Origin of the sequence: Brevibacterium sp. FME37 (assembly GCF_014897485.1) — a bacterium.
Taxonomy (GTDB): domain Bacteria; phylum Actinomycetota; class Actinomycetes; order Actinomycetales; family Brevibacteriaceae; genus Brevibacterium.
In genome coordinates this window covers 16,198-33,225 of the sequence record NZ_JABUYE010000004.1, presented here as the reverse complement: position 1 = coordinate 33,225, position 17,028 = coordinate 16,198, and the positions used below count along the sequence as shown (strand labels likewise).

The following is a 17,028-nucleotide window of genomic DNA, read 5'->3' as shown; positions in this document are numbered from 1 at the left end:
ATCCAGCGCGACTCAGGCAGAAGCGATGAACAGCCATCCACGCCCGGGAGCATAGGGAAGGTCGTGGACGTCGATGGTGCCGAAGCCAGCGTCTGTCAGTGAGCCTTTCACCGCGTCTTCGGTTCGGAAGCGCAAGGTCGACGTGGAATTGATTCGTTCACCATCACTGTGGAAGATCGTCGGTGAGTCAAAGGAGACGTACTCGCCATTGACCTCGGTGACCTGCACCCACGTCTCGACCGGTCCCTCGCCATCGACGTCGACTACTCGCCAGGTCAGTTCTTTGGTCCAGCGGATCCAGGCACGATCGGAGGGTCGTCTGGCTTCGAAAACCAGGCGTCCCGCCGGGCGAAGACAAGAGTGTATTGCCCGAAGGGTGGCCAGCCATTCATCATCGTCGAGAAAGACTTGCGCAACATTCGCGGTCATAGTTGCCAGGTCAAAGCCGCGGTGCCGAGCAGGATCGTCAGCAATGTCAGGAGCCTCGGCGACGATGAACTCAGCGAAGTCAGAAACCACCTTCGACTGTGCGATGTCGATAGATGCCGACGCGGGATCGAGGCCCAGAACGGAATTCTCCAATTCAGCCAGAAGGGAGGCCAATGTTCCTGTTCCACAGCCAACGTCAAGAACTTTACTGGCCCCGAACCTTTTGACGACGTCGACATACATGTCGAGGTCGCTCCGGTCCGGGTCAAGCGGATCGTAGACTCCAGCTAGCCGGGGGTCTGAAAACAACGCATCAGGCACACGTCCAGAATAGCTGATGGTCCGCTTCCGTAAACATCCTCCGTCGGCTGAAGTCGCGAGCTGACAGAAGACATGACAAGTAATTTGCTACGTTCTTGAAACGTGTAAGGAAATCGACGAATTCTTTACACGTTTCGGTATTGTGGTAATTCGTGCACCGCATCTTTCGGATGCTGTTCCACGGCCCGTTCCGGTGCCGGTGCCGAATTCACGTCCTTGCCGACAGCACCGTCGCCCCGGTCAGGAGGGCGGCCATGACGATCGCCATCATCGGATAGCCGCCGACGACTCCGGCGAGAGCCGGACCTGCCACCGGCGCCAGAGCGGTGCCGGCGGTGATGGGAGCGACGAAGACGCCATTGATCGCCCCGAATTTTGCGGTCCCCCACCGGTCGGCCACGGCAGTCGCCTGCAGCAGCGTGATGCATCCACGGACACCACCGGCGATCATCGCGATGCCGATGAGCAGCCAGATAGGTCCGGGCACGAAGGCGAGCAGCCACAGTCCGATAGCTCCAGCGCCGAGCAGCAGCACCGTTCGCGCCCGTGAACTCGTGCGCCGTGCAAACGCCGGATAGAAGAACCGTCCGGAAACCTGCCCGAAGCCGACGAGTGCCAGAGCAATCGCGGCGAGCGAGTACCCGGCTCCACGCTCGATGATAAGAGGAATGATGTTGATCGTGACGGCGAAGAGGGTGAAGGTCGCCAGCGCGACGGCGATCTGGAGGATGACGAACGTCGGGGATCGGGTGATGCTGCGGATCTCCGCGCGCGACGGCACCGTCGAATTCCGCGACATCTCATCGGTCCACCCGCGGTTGAGGAAGAACCAGTGCATCGGCAAAGCTGTCACGGCCAGGATCCCGGCAAGGATGACATAGGCCGGTCGCCAGCCCCACGAGTCGATGAGCCAAGCGATGATCGGGGCGAACACCGTCGAGGCGAGGCCGCCGACCAGCGTGATCGTTGTCAGTGGCTTGGTTCGCTCGGCTCCGTACCAGCGGGTGACGACAGCGAAGGCCGGCGGATAGAGGGTGGCGGCCTGGGCGAATCCAGCCAGCACCCACGCGAGGAAGAAGACGAAGAGATTCGGTGCCGCTGCCACAAGCAGCAGCGCGAGGATGCCGATGAGCGTGCCGACGCTCATGAGCGTTCTGGGCCCGTGCGCGTCGAGCAGCTTTCCGACGCGGACGCCGGCGAGCGCGGAGACGATGAGCCCGAGGGTCAGTGCCGCAGTCACAGTGGTGTGGCTCCAGCCCATATCGGCAGAGATCGGAGTCACCGCCACTGGCAGCGAGTAATAGAGCAGACCCCAGCTGGCCAATTCGGCAATGCAGAGGGCAACCAGCCCTCCGCGAGGCCGGTCGGTCATCCCTGTGCCCCTCGCGGGGCATCGAGTTCACTCGCCGAGGTTGTCGGCTCCCCTGGCGAGGCCGAAGACTTATTCGACGCGTCTGCAGACTCCCCCGCCGAGGCGGCCTTTGCTTTCAGTGCGGCGAGCGCGGTGGCCCACGGGATGCGCTCCTGCTCGAGTCGAACGTCGCCCTCGGCACGCAGGCGGTTCAGCGCCCGCGCTTCCGTCCCAGTCAGCTCCGGGAACACTCCTGTGTGGGGTTTCGGCTCCTGGACCCACAGATCCTTGTGGTCGGTGAGAGTGGCCTCGTCCATGAGCGTCGAGTCCACGTGCGGCAGGTGTTTGCGCAGCCGAGAGAGGATCGCGAACCCATGCGAGTCAAGGTCACCCCAGTAGATGACTCGCGCTCCGTGCACCCAGGCCAGACGGGCAACGTTGTCCACCGCGTAACCCGATCCGTGCACAGCCACAGCATCGGCCCAATCGGGCATCGCGAGCACCGATTCGAGATTCTCGAAGACGAAGACGAGCCGCGGCGCGATCGCCAGATCGCTGAGCTGAGTTACTGGCGTGCTGATGTCGCTGAGTCCTGACGGTGTGAGTTCCGGGTCGAGGATGCGCATCCGAATCCGAGGTTCAGCGTCGAGAACGTCGACCGCATCGGGTCTCCCAGTTGCCTCCAGCAGTGCCGTGACCAGTGAGCGGTGTGTTTCGAACCATTTTGAGTCGACCCCGCGGATCGGCAATTGTCGGGGCCGCAGGGTTCCCACGGGGTGATGGCGCAACCAGGCGACGACGTCAAGGAGCGTGTCGAACTCGGTGTGTTCAAGTCCGAGGATCCGTTTCGCATGAGCTTTGATCGCCGAGGCGGCACTGTGCTGATCGTCGAATCGTGACCTGATCGTCGCGGTCCGATCCCGCAGCCGACGCCACTGGCTGGCCTCGTCGCCACCGACGAAGTCTGCCACAGCATCCGGTGTACGCAACCGCAGACGCAGCGGGATCCGTTGGCGCCCGACCCGCACCCAGGAGCGTTCGGCCCAGTCGATGACCGGACTGCTGAGGTTCTCCAACCTCGAGTCACTGACACCGGGTGCAGCGATCTTCCGCCAGCTTGCAGCCCATTCCATTGCGGCCTGCTGATCCTCGAGCACGTGCTTCTCCGTGGGCGGATGCAGAGCAATCTCGACAGTTGCGAAGGTAGGAACGCTGACGTCGAGGCCAGTCTCTGCGCCGCCGTCTGGACTCACACAGTTCGAGTCCGTCTGGGTGGCCCAGGTCGACATCGACGAGCGCAGGCGGGTACGCGCTTTCGCCCGCGCCTCGGCGACGGTGAGCATGGTCATCGTCGCCTCCCCCGGTCAGCTCTCATCGTCGGGTTCACCTCTCATCGTCGGGTTCACCTGCGCCTACCTCATCGCCGGCAGCCGCTTCGTCAGCGACGGCAGCCGCCTCGTCCGCCTGGGCTTCACCGCTCGGCTCTTCGCTGTTCTCGGTCTCCCAGACCATGGTCGCTGCGAGGGTCTTCTGTCGACTCGGGTTCTCGATCGAGGTCGCCGCACCGACATAGGGTTCGATGGTCTGCAGCAGCTTCTGTGGGGTGGCCAGGACCATGTGGAATCCGAACTCGATGAAGATATTGAGCGCCATGCGCGTGTACCTCGTGTCGGCCTTGTCGAAGGCTTCGTCGAGGATGATCGTGCCGTACTTCGAGATCGCCTCATCGGGGTCGGCCAACTGGTAGCGCAGTGCTGCTGCAAGGCAGAAGATTACGAGCTTCTGCTGCTGACCGCCGGACATCGCCGCACCGGAGTCGTAGGTGGCGTGGGCGCGGCCGTGGTCGTCGATCTCTTCGGCCAGGAAGCTCACGTGCAGTCGAGTGTCGAGGCATTGGTTCTTCCACACTTTGTCAACGTGCTCGCTTGAGGAGAATCGACGCATCACCTCGGCGAGGGTGTCGTACTTGTCCTCCGCTGTGGCCATGTCCTCCTCGCCCCAGGTGCCGCCGGCGACCTTGCGGAGGTCGGCGATGAAGGCGTTGACGGTCTCACTGCGTCGGGTCTTGACCTTCAGCCGCAGGTAGCGGCCCTCGTCGAATTGGGACCGCAGCAGGGATGAGTTGATCGGTGCGACCCGGTCTTCGATCTCACGTGGGGCGGCGTGGATCTCGTTGAGGAGTTCGCCGATGAGATCGCGGGAGCGCTGGCGCAGCAGGTCCCGGAATCTGTTCTCATGATCGGGTAGGCCATGGGCCAGGATCTCGTCGAGCATCGCCAGGTAGTCGTGCCTGTCGGCGACATCGGCGGTGAGATCGGAGGCGACCGAAGACCAGGCGGCTTTGAACTCGGCGGCCAACCTGGTCACGGACTGACCGGCTTCGCTCGCCGAGGCTTGGGCCTTGTCCTTCTCCGACTGCAGAGTCTGGGAGACCTGCTGTCCGATCTCCGACAGAGATTCGCGTCGAATGCTGCGCTGGATTCGCTTAAACCGGGCCTCGAGCTGCTCGGCGATCGTCGGATCCACCTCGGGGATGCGCCCGGCAGTGACGTCATCTTCGAGACCGTTGAGACTGGTCCGCAGGCTGGTGATGTCTTCATTCGCCCGACGCAGGGCGTAGTCGCTGTCACGGGTGGCGGCTTCGGCGGTTTCCTTCGCCGCACGGGCTTCGCGTTCGGCTCCGATCGCCTGCTGCAGGTCACCGTCGGCGTCTTCGAGTTCGCGCAGGGCCTTCTCGAGGGCCGCGATCTTCTCCTTCGCCCCGGCCAGGTCAACATCGCGCCAGGACTGCTCGCGGATACCGGCGAGGATGCCCTTCCTGCGGTGGGCTTGTGCGGTCTGTGCGTTCGCGGCTTCGACGATGGCCTGCGCCTCGGCCAGCTCCGCCTGAGCTTCCTTCAATGCGGAGATGAGGGCTTCGAGCTTGTTCTCTCGGTCGCCGAGGACCCATTGGCTGCGGTCATCGATGCGCCGCCGGTCATCCTTCTCATAGCGAGTCCTCGAGGTCTTGATCTGTCCCTTGATGGTGACGGCACGGGGGTGGTCGTCGAGTTCGTCAGGGCTGTCGACGCAGGCGAAGTCGAAGCGTTCGGACAGAGTGGACTGCACCCACTCCCCGAACCCAGTTTCGGCGATAGTGACCTTGTTGACCAGGGACTTCGCGCTATTGGCGGGTCGTGGTTTCGTCACTTGGGCGGGAATCTCTTCGAACACGAGTCGGCCCTTGATGCGGTGGGAGTCGACCCACGAGCGGACCGCGCCGAGATTCTCGCTGCGCACGAGGACGGTGAGTGCCAGTGGGCGCAGCACGCGTTCGATCGCCCCAGTCCAGGCAGCGTGGTCGGGATCGACGTCGATGAGTTCTGCGGCGAAGGGCAGTGCCTTCGCACTGAGTCCCGTGCCCTCGGCCAGCTCCTCTCGGATCTGGAGCAGATTTCCCGGCACGGTCGAACCCGAACGGCGCAGGGAGTCGATCTCAGCTTCGAGCTCTCTGACCTGTGCGCGGGCCTTGGAGAAACGGTCGTGATCGGCGTGGCTGGGCCCTGAGGCCTGAGTCTCCTCGTCGAGGGTGGACGCGATCTGAGTCTGGAGTTCGGCGAATTCCGCCGCCGAGGTGGGCACCTGTTCGATGTCTGCTTGCTTCAGCTGTCGCTCAAGACTGGCCCACCGATCGGCGATGGCACGACGTTCGGTCTCGGCCGTGTCGATGCGCTGCTGCAGGTGTTCGGCCTCCGAACCGCCGAGGTCGAGGGTGGCACGGCGGGCGAGGTCGTATTCGTCGACCGCGGCGTCATAGTCCTTCTTGGACCTGTCGGCCGCGACTTCGATTTCGACGAGCTCGCGGCGCAGCGCCGAGAGGTCCGAGCGCATGAGGTCGAGCTCGCGGCGTTTCTGGAACGGCAGCAGGGCATCGTTGAGCGCAATCGACTTCGCCGCGGACTCATGGGCGGAATCGTAGCGGTTCGAGGCCTCACGCAATTGAAGGAGGTGGTCGCGTTGGCGGCGCAGTTCGACGACATGATCGTGAGCGTCTTTGAGGTCTCCGAACTGGTTGACCGCGGTCTCGGCCAGGTCGAAGGTGACCGGCGGTTCGAGCATGTGGTCGCGGAAGAGCCGGTCCAGACTGTCGAGGCTCTTGGCTGACTGAGTCTTATGCAGCAGCTGCAGCGCCGATTCGCTGGCCATGCCGAAGACCTTGCGCATCCGGGCGTAGAACCTGGCATGGGAGCCGTTGGACGTGATGAGCGCTTCGGGATGCTCGGTTTTCAGTTTCCTGGTCTCGAGGCCGGTTCGTGCATACTGCTGCAGGTCTGCGAGGTCGAGGCCTGCCCGTTCGAGAATGCAGACGTCGGAGAGATCGGTCATCTTCGTGCCCGAACCCTTGATGAAGAAGAGCCTGGCCAGCGACAGCGGACGGTCGGTGCCATTGTCGTAGCGGAGAATGATGCCGCTCCAGGTGGCGCGTGGGCGCAGGTACTTGCTGACGACACGGTCCTCGTCGGAATCCGCTGTGCGGGTCCATGCACCGCGAACATAGCTGACGAGGCTGCGCTGGTCGACCCGGCTGCCGGCGGTTTGGGCGGCGACATTGAAGCGCAGCCACTTGTCCGGGGTGAGCACCGCGGCGATGCCGTCGAGCAGTGAGGACTTGCCGGAGCCTGAAGGTCCGGTGATGAGGTGGCCCTTGTGGGAGACGGGGATGCGGTGGATGTCGGCGTCGAAGGTGCCCCAGTTCGCGATCTGAATCTCGGACAGCCGCCACTGGCTGCCGACATCGGGACGATCGACGCTGCGGGCGCGGGCCTGATCCGCGATGAGTGCGGCATCGAGCGGGAAGAGAGCCTCGGTCATGCTTCTTCCTCCTCAGTCTCGGGTTCGTCAGTCTCGGAATCGTCGTTGTCGTCGGTGTCGTGTGAACTGAACGCTGCCTCGGCGACGGAGCCTTTGGCCTCTCCTGCGGCGATGCGTTCGTAGACCTCGATGAGCTCGCGCACCTGGTCCTCGTCGATGAGGAACTTCACCATCGGCGAGACTTCGAAGCGGTCCTCACCTGCCTTGTGGAGGACACGCAGACGGTTGCTCATCCGGTTCCACGCACCGTTGAGGTTGCGTTGGAACGTGGACTCGTCGCCGGTGCGATAGATCGCCAGGCGTTCGTAGACCTCTTCGCGATCGACGATCACCCGGCGCTCACCTGGTGCTGCCAGAAGCAGTTGGCGCAGGACGAGGAGCATGGCGGTGTCGAGGAAGGTCAGCCGTTCGCTGCGCACGGCCGCAGGCACGTCGACCTCCTCGGTGACGACCTTGCGGGTGAAGGCGAATTCGTCGATCTTGTCGATGACGAGTTCAAGGAACAGGTCGTGCAGCCGTGATCGCACGATTCCTTCATCGGCGACCAGTGCCGACCACAGCTGCGGGCTCTGCGCACCGGAGACGTAGGGGCCCTTGAGCAGTTCGAGGAGAACCCGACGCGTGCGCTCACCCAGGGTGCCCGTGTCGTCGAACCAGAGTGCACTCGGATTGCGCGTGAATGCTTCAGTTCCGGAGTCGTGCGCCGCAGATTCGTGTGCCGCGCCGTCGGTGGGGATGCCTGCGGAGTTGCTCATAGTGTGACGCCTTCGGTGAAGTAGTGACGGCGGATCGTGGCGCTGCGGACAATTCCGTCGACCCCGGCCCATTCAAGTCGGTCCCGCGACTCGGGGTCGACATGTCCATAGGTGCTGGCCAGGGATAGGAGACCGACGACGCTCGCCAGGCCCTGTGAGGCTGGGAAATGGTCGAGCACCTCGGCGACGGAGACCTGCTCGACTCCATCGATGGCCCGGTTGACGTTGTCAGACAGCTCGGAGAAGTCGATCTCGGATTCCCGGGCGACGGCGATGAGTTCAGCGAAGTCGACTTCTGTCTCGGTCGCCTCACCCAGTTCGGCACCGGCATCGAATTCGGTGGGGTCATGGAGGATGACCTCCCCGAGGCTGCCCAATGCCACGCTCGAGAGCTCGAGATCCACGCCGAGGTTGTCGTAAGGTTTGCGCACCTGTGAGACAGGTGCCGCCGCTGCCAGGGCGTCCTGGATCAGGTTGCGCATGACGCGGTCGCGTTGGAATTCGTGGGAGTGGACATAGCGCCGCAGCCCGCGGGCGAATTCGGAGAGAATGTCGGAGACTTCGCGGGAGCCGTCCTTCATCTGCCGCATGAGGGTGCGCAGTGATCGGCGAGTCTCAGCCGAGAGCGTGGCCGAGAAGTCACGATCGAGGATGGAAGCGATGTCCTCGTCGAAGGCCGAGGCTTGTTCGGGATCGCGGACTAGCGCGGAGAAGGCGGAGAACGTTCTGCCCTCATCGGAGGATTCGATGAGGTCGACGCCGCGAAAGACCTCGTCGAGGACCTGGGATTGAGAGTCCTCGGCGGCGAGGATCGAGATCCTCAGCTCCTGGTTAAGCTCTTCGAAGCGGGCGCGGACGCGGGCGAAATCGGCGGGCAGACCCTCAGCTTGTTGGAGGATGTCACCGACGCGTTCATTCGCGCGGCGCCGGTCGAGGACGATCGAGCGTGGGTCATCGCGGCGGACCCGGGCGATCTCAGCGTCGATGCGGTCGCGTTCTGCGTGCAGGGATGCCAGTCGGCGGGAGCTGTCCGGGTCGGTGTCGATGGCCAGCTGTCGGACCGATTGGGCGAGGCTGACCAGCCGTGATTCGGTCGCGGTCTGGGGCGGGGTGCGCAGCTGTTCGAGCATGCGGATGGCATCGAATCCCGCCGCCGAGAGTTCGTAGGTCTCACCTCTCGCCGCTGTGGCCGGCCGCCGGACGAGGATCTCTGCCCTTCGCCAGTCGTCGCAGTAGGCCTTGGCCGTCCGTGTGGACAAGTCGAAGTGGTCGCGGAGTTCTTCGAAGTCCGAGTCGATGGACTCGTGGAGGTCTTCGGTGGAGATTCGGGTGCCGGGCTTGCCCAGGTGAGTACCCAACGTCGCGGCCATGACGGGGAGATGGTCGGCCCGCAGCATGCGCAGTGTGGCATTGGAGTCGAGCAGACGCCGGTAGGCGAGTGCTGAGCTGAGGGCAGACATGTCCTCTATTGTCTGCGCCGATGAGGCCTGTTGCCAATTTCAAGGACGTCGGGATTCATGGTTTTCGCAGGCAACGGCACAGTATTTTTCAGCCAGTGACAGGTCACACAGAATTCGCCACCTCGTTGCCGAATCGTTATAGAGTGTCCCGATGGTTCGGATACGACGATGGCCCTACACGTTCGCCATACTGCTCTCCCTCGCTGTCGCAGTGGTCGCCCTCTCCTCCTCGATCTACCTCGGGCAGCCACTCAAAGATCCAGACGGCTTCCTCGGCCCCGCCTATGTTCGGATGCCGTTGCTGGCGCTGCTGATCTTCGGCATAGGAATCTTCGTCGACGCGCTGCGAACCAACGGATGGAGACAGCTGCCGAGGGCGATGATCAAAGTCGTGCAGAACGAGTGGAACCTCCGCCGAGTGCTGTGCATCACCACCGGCATGATGAGCTTCTACATCTGCTACCTCAGCTATCGGAACCTCAAAAGCAACCTTCCGATCTTCCGCCACGGGGTCCTCTACGACCAGCAGCTTCTGCGATTCGACCTCTGGTTCGGAGGAGGGATTGACCCCGCGGTCGTCCTGCACGATGTGTTCGGCACCGGGGTCATGGCCCAGGTGCTCTCCCTCGTCTACCTCGCCTACCTTCCGCTCATCCCCATCAGCCTCGGCATCGTACTCATCCTCAACCGCAATCTCGCCATCGGCGCCTGGTATGCGACGATGCTCTGTCTCAACTGGGTTCTGGGCACAATCAGCTACTACCTCATGCCTGCTCTTGGACCGGCGTTCACCCGTCCTGATCTCTACAGCGGACTTGCCCAGACAGAGGTCAGCGACCTTCAGCAGTCACTGATCACCACTCGCCTCGACTTCCTCTCCGACCCGTCCGGCAGCGGGGTGATCCAAGGCGTGGCCGCCTTCGCCTCTCTGCATGTCTCCGTGACCTTCGCCGCTGCTCTCTTCATGATGCACACCCGGCAGCGTCGGCTGACGCAGGTTCTGACATGGGTGTTCTTCGGACTCACAGTGCTGGCTACCCTCTACTTCGGGTGGCACTACGTCATCGATGACATCGCGGGCATGGGCATCGGCTGGGCCGCAGTGTCCCTGGGCGCATGGGTCACCGGAAACAGACGCCAATCGGCGACGCCGCGTGATGGACTCCGGGCTGCTGATCCTGCTGGGGAACGGGCTCACGCCGAAACCGCCTGAGTGCCGAGGATCGGCGCCGAGGCCAGGGCCCGATCAGCCTCCATCCCTCCCGCCGAAGGTCTTCGGGTCGACTGGCCGGTCCTTCTTCGGCAGTTTCGCGACGACGAGGCAGTAGGACTCGAGGACCAGATCGTGTAGAAGTTCAGAGTCGAGTAGGTTCCCAGAATCGCCGCCTCTATCGCCAGTGCCGATGCCGACACTTTCGTCATCGTCGGTGCCAGCACCAGCCACGGTGACCCAGTGCTTCTTATTCATGTGATATCCGGGAGTGATCTCCTCATAGGCATCGCAAAGCACCTCGCCGTCGAGCGGGTCGATCTTGAGGTTGATGCTGGATACACCGCGTAGGTCGAAGTGCATCATGAACATCTTCCCGCGCACCTTGAACACGTCGTACTCCGGCCCGAACGGTTGCTCGATCTCCACAGACGGATACTGAATCGCCTGATCATGAGCCAGGGTGAGGACGGTGTCTGGATCCATGCTCGGATGCTAGCAAACGGCCATGACACGGGGTCCGCTGATTACCGTCGACCCACCAGAGCAGCGCCCGATAGACTCGTGCCCATGTCAGAAAACGCTCCGCGACTCCTTGTCGCCGCCCTCGGCGGAACCATCGCATCGACTTCGAACCAGTCTGGTGGCGTGGCCCCCGCGCTGAGCGGCGCGGAGATTGCCGCGGCTGCCGGCCTCGACCAGATCTGGCCGGACCTGCAAGCCGATTTCACCCAGGTGTCACAGGTCTCGAGCGCCAATGTCACCCTCGACATGCTCTTCGAGGTCCGGAAGTTGGCCCGCACCAGCGAGGTCGACGGCATAGTCCTCACGCAGGGCACCGACACACTTGAGGAGAGCGCCTTCGCGCTCTGGCTGCTCAACGACTCGGCCACCCACATCGCCGCCACCGGAGCCATGCGCAATCCGACCCTGCCCGGCGCCGACGGACCGGCCAACGTGCGCTCCGCTGCGCTGACCGCGCTGTCGCCACTGACGAAGAACCTGCCCGCCAGTCTGGTCTTCAACGATGAGATCCACGATCCGCGTTTCGTCCGCAAGTCCCACGTGACCTCGACCGCGGCATTCGCCTCCGGCCCCGTCCTCGGTGCGATCGGGTGGATCAGCGAAGACACCGTCCGCCTCCCCCACGCGCCTGCTGCCGCAAGCGTCTCGCCGTTCGCGGGCCTCCCCCATCCGAAGACGCTGGCCAAGGTCGCCCTCACCGAGGTGGGGATGGGCGAACCCGAGGAGACGCTGACCCAGCTCATCGACTCCGACTTCTCCGGTGCCGTCCTCGCCGGTGTCGGCGGCGGACACGTACCCGAACATCTGGTGCCGACGGTGACCCGCCTCGGCGAGGCCATGCCCGTGATCCTGGCGTCACGGCCGGGATCGGGTGCGAGCTTGACGAATACCTACGGCTACCCCGGCGGTGAGATCGGACTGCTCACCTCCGGCCTCATTCCCGCGGGGATTCTCGACGCCCGCAAGGCCCGCATCGTTCTGACCTTGGCTCTGAGCCTGGGACTTGACCCCGCCGAGGTGTTCGCGGCGTTCGCGTAAGTGCTGCCTCCCGGAGTTCACAGGGAGCAGCAACTTCAGACCGCCTTCGTCGACCGACCGCGCCCCTCATCACCGTGACACCAAACAGTCGGTAAGTTCCGGTCGAAAAACTTGAGAAATTCGACCATAACTTACCGACTGTTTGTGATATCTGCAGGCCGTTGGTGTGTTCCGCAGGCTGCTAGGGAAATCTGCAGCTTCAACCTGCGCCTGTGTCAGCGCCGAAGGCTAACCGCCGCAGGCTGTCTCAGCTCTCGGCACCGACTGCCACGACCATCTTGCCGAAGTTGCGACCGTTGAGCAGATCGTTGAAGTACTCGGGAGCCTTGTCCAGACCCGGACGGATGTCCTCGCGGTAACGGACCTGTCCTTCCTTGACCCAGCCGCTCATCTCGGCCAGGAAAGCATCATGGTGCTTCTCGACGAACTCTGTCTGGATGAAGCCGCGGACGTTGAGTGACTTCGTGAGGATGTTGCCCATGAGCGCACCCGAACGGTCCGGTCCTTCGGGCAGCTCTGTCAGGTTGTAGTTGGCGACGAGCCCGCAGACGGGCACTCGTGCGTAGGTGTTCAGACGTGGCAGGACTGCCTTGAACACGTCTCCGCCGACGTTCTCGAAGTAGACGTCGATGCCCTGTGGCACCGATTCTTTGAGTTCGTTCTTGAGGTTGCCCGTCCGGTGGTCAAGCGCCACATCGAAACCGAGCTCGTTCAGGTGGGCGACCTTGTCGGGTCCACCAGCGATGCCGACGGCCTTCGCACCCTTGATCTTCGCGATCTGACCTACCACCGAGCCGACGGGACCGGTGGCGGCAGCGACGGCCACGGTCTCACCGGGCTGCGGGCGGCCGATCTCCAGGAGACCTGCGTATGCGGTGAAGCCAGGCATGCCCAACACACCGAGAGCGGTGCTGACCGGAGCGACCTCAGGGTCGAGACGGCGCAAGTGTGCGGCCTTCTCGACGGAGTACTCCTGCCATCCGCCGTAGCCGAGGACGGTGTCACCAGTGGAGAAGTCAGACGAATTCGACTCGACGACCTCGGAGACCGTGGCGCCGACCATGACATCGCCGACCTCGACCGGCTTCGCATAGGACTTCGCATCCGACATCCGACCGCGCATATAAGGGTCGAGCGAGAGGTACAGGGTCCGAAGCAGAACTTCACCATCCTGCGGCGTCGCCAGCTCCACTTCGTCGAGCTGGTAGTTCTCGGCCGTGGGCGAACCTACTGGGCGGGAGTTCAGGAGAATCCGGTGGTTAGTCGTCATGGACATGATTCCTTTCATCGACGCCGTGCACTGTCTGCGCACGGTCGCTTCTGGTCTGCGGACCGACAAGGCCGCGCCTAGATCCAGTCCTTGCTGTAGCAACCACCTCGGACCCGCTGATGTTCCTGATTTCGCGAAGAATCCGAGCTCGTCGTGGACACAAGCTTCCGTGCCATCGTCTCCCACTTCGGATCGAATGCCCAGGTGAACTCGCCGAGGTGGTCAAGCAGCTCCGCACCATTGCTCCGAATGATGTCCGACCACTCCCGTGGCCAGGCACCGTAGTCAGCCGCTGCGGCGAGCTCGTCGACGTCTTTGAACACCGCCCCGTTCGGGTTGAGGCCGGCCGGACTGTGCAACGGCATGCTGTCGACGGGGAACGTGATGTCGAGGATGTGATCGCTGGTGAACAAGCTGTCATCCGTGAGGCGATGTGTTGATTCGAGGTTGACGTACCAGTGTGCCGAGATCGATCCCGCCGCCCCAGAGTCCGCTCCCTCCGTTCCCGGTTTGAGGAGGACCCACACGGAGAAGGGAACATGGGGCGGAACGATTTTGAGCACTCCGAGTCCGCGCCAGCTGCCGGGAGCACTGATACGTCGAGGCGCCTCGGCGAGGGGACGGAAACGAGCCTTCAGGGGCACATCATGAGGATTGGAATCCTCCCAGCCTACGATCCTCGTGTCGACGGTCTCCGTGCCCCCTGCCATCCACAGCACAGCACCGGCGTCGGAGTCCTCGATGACACGCATCGGTCGGCGCACCTCGGCATGGTCCCGGTCGAAGTCGAAGCGTCGAAATGACCAGGTCACAGTCTCACCGGGCCTCCAGAATGGGCCTTCGCCCACGTGCCGAGTGCCAGGTGGGACGTCGATCTCGTAGGGATCGGTGAACTTCATGGGGGCAGTCTAAACGTGCGGCATGGGTGGGCGCTGGATGCCCCTGATTCTGCTCAGCTCCCACCGTCTAGGGTGGGGCGTATGGACGACTTCACACCTCACGACCGCAATGATGCCGTCGATCACAGCGACGCGATCGAACCACCATGCGCTGATGCCGACATCCCGGCCTACCTCGAGGCCCTTGGCATTCCCGGCCTTGCCGACATCCACATCCACTTTCTGCCGCAGAATGTCCTCGACAAGGTATGGGCGTACTTCGATGCCGCCGAGTCCAGCTACGGCTACCCGTGGCCCATCCACTACCGCTATGACACCGAGACTCGCCTGCGGATCGTACGTGACCTGGGTGTTCGCGCTATCCCGGCCCTGACCTACCCGCACAAACCCGGCATGGCCGCTTGGCTCAACGACTGGAACCGTGACTTCGCTGCCGCCCATGATGATGTCATCCACTGCGCAACGCTCTACGCCGAGCCGGAATCTGCCGACTACGTCCCAGAGGCATTGGCGGCCGGTGCCCGACTGTTCAAGGTCCACATCCAGGTGGGCGGCTTCTCCCCCGATGACCGCGTACTCGACCGCGCATGGGCGGCACTCGCCGAGGCGCAGGTGCCCGTCGTCATCCACGCCGGCTCCGAGCCGTTGCCCGGGACCTACACCGGGCCGCGGGCCGTGGCGAATGTGCTCGAACGCTATCCGTCCCTGCAGTTCGTCATCGCCCACATGGGCATGCCCGAATACGACGCCTTCGCCACGCTCGCCGAGGACTACAGCGGAGTCCATCTGGATACGACGATGTATGCCTCCGGGTTCTTCTCTTCCCCCGCCGAGGTGGACCCGAGCTACCGTGAACGCTTGGCTGATCTGCAGGACAAGATCATCCTCGGCTCGGACTTCCCGAACATTCCCTACCCCTATGCGGATCAGGTCTCAGGGCTGGCCGGGCTGGGCCTCGGCGATGATTGGATGCGTTCGGTGCTGTGGCACAACGGTGCCAGGATCCTCGGCCTCGAAAGCTGAGCTCTCAGTCGTTCTGTGGTGCTGAGCTCTCTCGCAACCAGTCATCGATGGTGACGGCCGACAGCCTCGGCGAATCGGGGATGAGTCCTTCTGCAGACATCGGACCTGGGATCGGAATAGGAACGATCTTCGTGGGCCGGGGCGAGCGTGCACCGACGCTCACCGTCGCATCTGCAGTCGACTTCCTCGCAGCGATCTTGCCGGCGATGGTCGGAAAGTCACTGATCTCAGGTCCGGCGACTTCGAGGGTGCCCCGCTCTGAAGCATCAATGGCCTCGGCCATCATTCGTGCGGCTTCGTCCGCGGCCAGAGCTTGGACTCGCATCTTCGGAACGAACGCCAGCGGACCTGCATTGAACGTCATCGTCTCGACAAGTTCGAACCATTGGGTCGATCGGAACATCAGCAGCTGATCGGCGGGGACCAGCCTGCCATAGACCCGCTCCTGCAGTTCTTTGGCCTGGTAGTAGCCGAGCAGTTTGGACTTCGCGACCTCGGGACGAAACGCAATGGACAGACACACCATCGCGGCACCGGGATTCTCCGCAGCGGCCAGGGCGATCGAACGTGAGCTGCGGGAGAAGAAGTCGAGGGCCTTGTGCCGATTGTTGCTCATGTAATTGACGCAGTCGACAAGGACATCGCTGCCTTCGGCCGCCTCGGTGACTCCCTCGCCGGCGTAGGTGTCGACTCCGATGCCGCGGTGGGCAGCGATCACCGAGTGATCACGTTCGCGCAGGTGTGCCACGAGCCTGCTGCCGAAGGTTCCTGTGGCTCCATAAACGGTGATCTGCATGTCTCATCCCCTGATGTCGGTAGATCGGCGGCCTTCGAGTCGCAGGACCAGCGGACCACAGACCGAAGGTCAGTGCCCGCCGGCGGTTGCACCGACGGGCACCGTTATGTGCCAGTCTAGTTCCAGCGGCCCCGGTTGTGTCCTGCCTGGCTCTGCTTGAGCTAGTTCTGCTCGATGGTGATCGTGCCGGTGTCGGCACTCACCGCGACCGGGATGATCGTCTTGTCCTCGTCATCTTTGGAATTCTTCGAGGCATCGTACTTCTTGAGATCCTTGGCCAGATCGACGCCGCCCTGATTCGAGTTCGCGTTGATGCGATAGAAGAGGTCCTTGGCGTCCATCTTCTCCTGTGCCAGGTCCAGACGCGGCAGCCGGAGGTCGATCGTGCCCTCATCGGCCTTGGCCACGATGCCAGACATCGGAACCGTGTCATTGGAGAAGTCGAGGTCGATCGTCCCCGTCGAGGTCACGGCGTCGACGTGTTCACGAACATTGAGGTTCGTGCCGTTGATGGTGCCCACCCCGGTCTTGGATTCGACGGTGCCGAAAGTTCCGCTCAGTTCCGTCATCCCGTAGTCCGTCGAAGTCTGCACGGACTCTGCCGAACCGCTTACCTCAACAGACCCTCCGTCTGTCTTTGCGACGATCTCCTGGTAGTCACCCGCAATGTTGATGGCGCCGAAGCCGCCCTTGAAGTCAAGCTTCATCTTCTTCGAAGTCTCGGCGGGGAGGATGACCTCGATCTGGGAGTTCTCGAGCTGTTTGTGATCGTCCACAGAGATGGTCGAGGCGGGGCCGGACTTTCTCACCTGAAGCTTCGGTATCTCATCACGGGGCCCGGTGGCGTTGAGCCTGACGGAGGGCTGATCCGTGTCGCTGGTCTTGACGACCACCGAAGCACTGGTGTCGAGGTCGAACTTCAGATCCGTGATGGAGGTCGACAGCGGCTCCGTGACTTCGAGCTTCGTGTAGTTCAGTCGTGAGGCTCCATGCGCGACGCTGAAGGCGATGGGCACGAGGAGGACGACGAGAGCGGCGATCGTGATGATCACGCGCAGGCTCGTGCGGGTGGATTCGCTGACGTGGACTGTGGCAGGCAT

Annotated in this window: 14 protein-coding genes; 3 read left to right on the top strand and 11 right to left on the bottom strand. The window is 63.1% G+C overall.

Going from position 1 to position 17,028, the window contains the following annotated elements; all coding sequences use genetic code 11:
- Positions 1-12: 12 nt before the first annotated feature.
- From INT29_RS06235 to INT29_RS06210, 6 genes are all read right to left on the bottom strand, one after another.
- Positions 13-750: a class I SAM-dependent methyltransferase gene (locus INT29_RS06235; RefSeq protein WP_193071126.1), complete on the bottom strand. Its 738-nt coding sequence runs from the start codon at positions 748-750 to the stop codon at positions 13-15.
- A 208-nt stretch (positions 751-958) separates the two neighbouring features.
- Positions 959-2,122: an MFS transporter gene (locus INT29_RS06230; RefSeq protein WP_193071125.1), complete on the bottom strand. Its 1,164-nt coding sequence runs from the start codon at positions 2,120-2,122 to the stop codon at positions 959-961.
- Positions 2,119-3,450 carry a Wadjet anti-phage system protein JetD domain-containing protein gene (locus INT29_RS06225; RefSeq protein ID WP_101574098.1) on the bottom strand — a complete coding sequence of 444 codons (1,332 nt, stop codon included), beginning with the start codon at positions 3,448-3,450 and terminating at the stop codon, positions 2,119-2,121. The genes INT29_RS06230 and INT29_RS06225 overlap by 4 nt, the downstream gene beginning before the upstream one ends.
- A 34-nt stretch (positions 3,451-3,484) precedes the next feature.
- A complete protein-coding gene (locus INT29_RS06220) occupies positions 3,485-6,952 on the bottom strand; it encodes an ATP-binding protein (protein WP_226841695.1) in 3,468 nt (1,155 codons plus the stop codon).
- Positions 6,949-7,707, bottom strand: coding sequence for a DUF4194 domain-containing protein (locus INT29_RS06215; protein WP_226831023.1), 759 nt, complete (start codon positions 7,705-7,707; stop codon positions 6,949-6,951). Before INT29_RS06215 ends, INT29_RS06220 begins: the two co-directional genes overlap by 4 nt.
- Positions 7,704-9,167: a DUF3375 domain-containing protein gene (locus INT29_RS06210; RefSeq protein WP_193071124.1), complete on the bottom strand. Its 1,464-nt coding sequence runs from the start codon at positions 9,165-9,167 to the stop codon at positions 7,704-7,706. The genes INT29_RS06215 and INT29_RS06210 overlap by 4 nt, the downstream gene beginning before the upstream one ends.
- A 151-nt stretch (positions 9,168-9,318) precedes the next feature.
- Here INT29_RS06210 and INT29_RS06205 point away from each other — a divergent pair, with 151 nt between their 5' ends.
- On the top strand, positions 9,319-10,380 hold the full coding sequence (locus INT29_RS06205; RefSeq protein WP_193071123.1) for a phosphatase PAP2 family protein: 1,062 nt from the start codon (positions 9,319-9,321) through the stop codon (positions 10,378-10,380).
- 33 nt (positions 10,381-10,413) lie between these two features.
- Here the strand turns inward: INT29_RS06205 and INT29_RS06200 are convergent, their stop codons facing one another.
- On the bottom strand, positions 10,414-10,863 hold the full coding sequence (locus INT29_RS06200; RefSeq protein ID WP_193071122.1) for an MmcQ/YjbR family DNA-binding protein: 450 nt from the start codon (positions 10,861-10,863) through the stop codon (positions 10,414-10,416).
- An 84-nt stretch (positions 10,864-10,947) separates the two neighbouring features.
- Here INT29_RS06200 and INT29_RS06195 point away from each other — a divergent pair, with 84 nt between their 5' ends.
- The gene (locus tag INT29_RS06195; RefSeq protein WP_193071121.1) at positions 10,948-11,940 is read left to right on the top strand and encodes an asparaginase domain-containing protein; all 993 of its coding nucleotides are present in this window, start codon (positions 10,948-10,950) and stop codon (positions 11,938-11,940) included.
- Positions 11,941-12,187: 247 nt separating this feature from the next.
- Here INT29_RS06195 and INT29_RS06190 read toward each other — a convergent pair whose 3' ends face one another.
- Both INT29_RS06190 and INT29_RS06185 read right to left on the bottom strand, forming a co-directional pair.
- Complete coding sequence (locus tag INT29_RS06190) at positions 12,188-13,210, bottom strand: NADP-dependent oxidoreductase (RefSeq protein ID WP_193071120.1); 1,023 nt, start codon at positions 13,208-13,210, stop codon at positions 12,188-12,190.
- Between the two features lie 77 nt (positions 13,211-13,287).
- Positions 13,288-14,109, bottom strand: a complete 822-nt coding sequence (locus INT29_RS06185) for a DUF402 domain-containing protein (RefSeq protein ID WP_193071119.1) — start codon at positions 14,107-14,109, stop codon at positions 13,288-13,290.
- Positions 14,110-14,190: 81 nt separating this feature from the next.
- Between INT29_RS06185 and INT29_RS06180 the strand changes: the two genes are divergently transcribed.
- Entirely contained in the window at positions 14,191-15,132 is a 942-nt protein-coding gene (locus INT29_RS06180; protein WP_193071118.1) for an amidohydrolase family protein, read from the top strand.
- 4 nt (positions 15,133-15,136) lie between these two features.
- On the opposite strand, the gene INT29_RS06175 is transcribed toward INT29_RS06180, so the two are convergent.
- Both INT29_RS06175 and INT29_RS06170 read right to left on the bottom strand, forming a co-directional pair.
- A complete protein-coding gene (locus tag INT29_RS06175; protein ID WP_193071117.1) occupies positions 15,137-15,928 on the bottom strand; it encodes an SDR family oxidoreductase in 792 nt (263 codons plus the stop codon).
- Between the two features lie 161 nt (positions 15,929-16,089).
- Positions 16,090-17,028 carry a hypothetical protein gene (locus INT29_RS06170; RefSeq protein WP_101571366.1) on the bottom strand — a complete coding sequence of 313 codons (939 nt, stop codon included), beginning with the start codon at positions 17,026-17,028 and terminating at the stop codon, positions 16,090-16,092.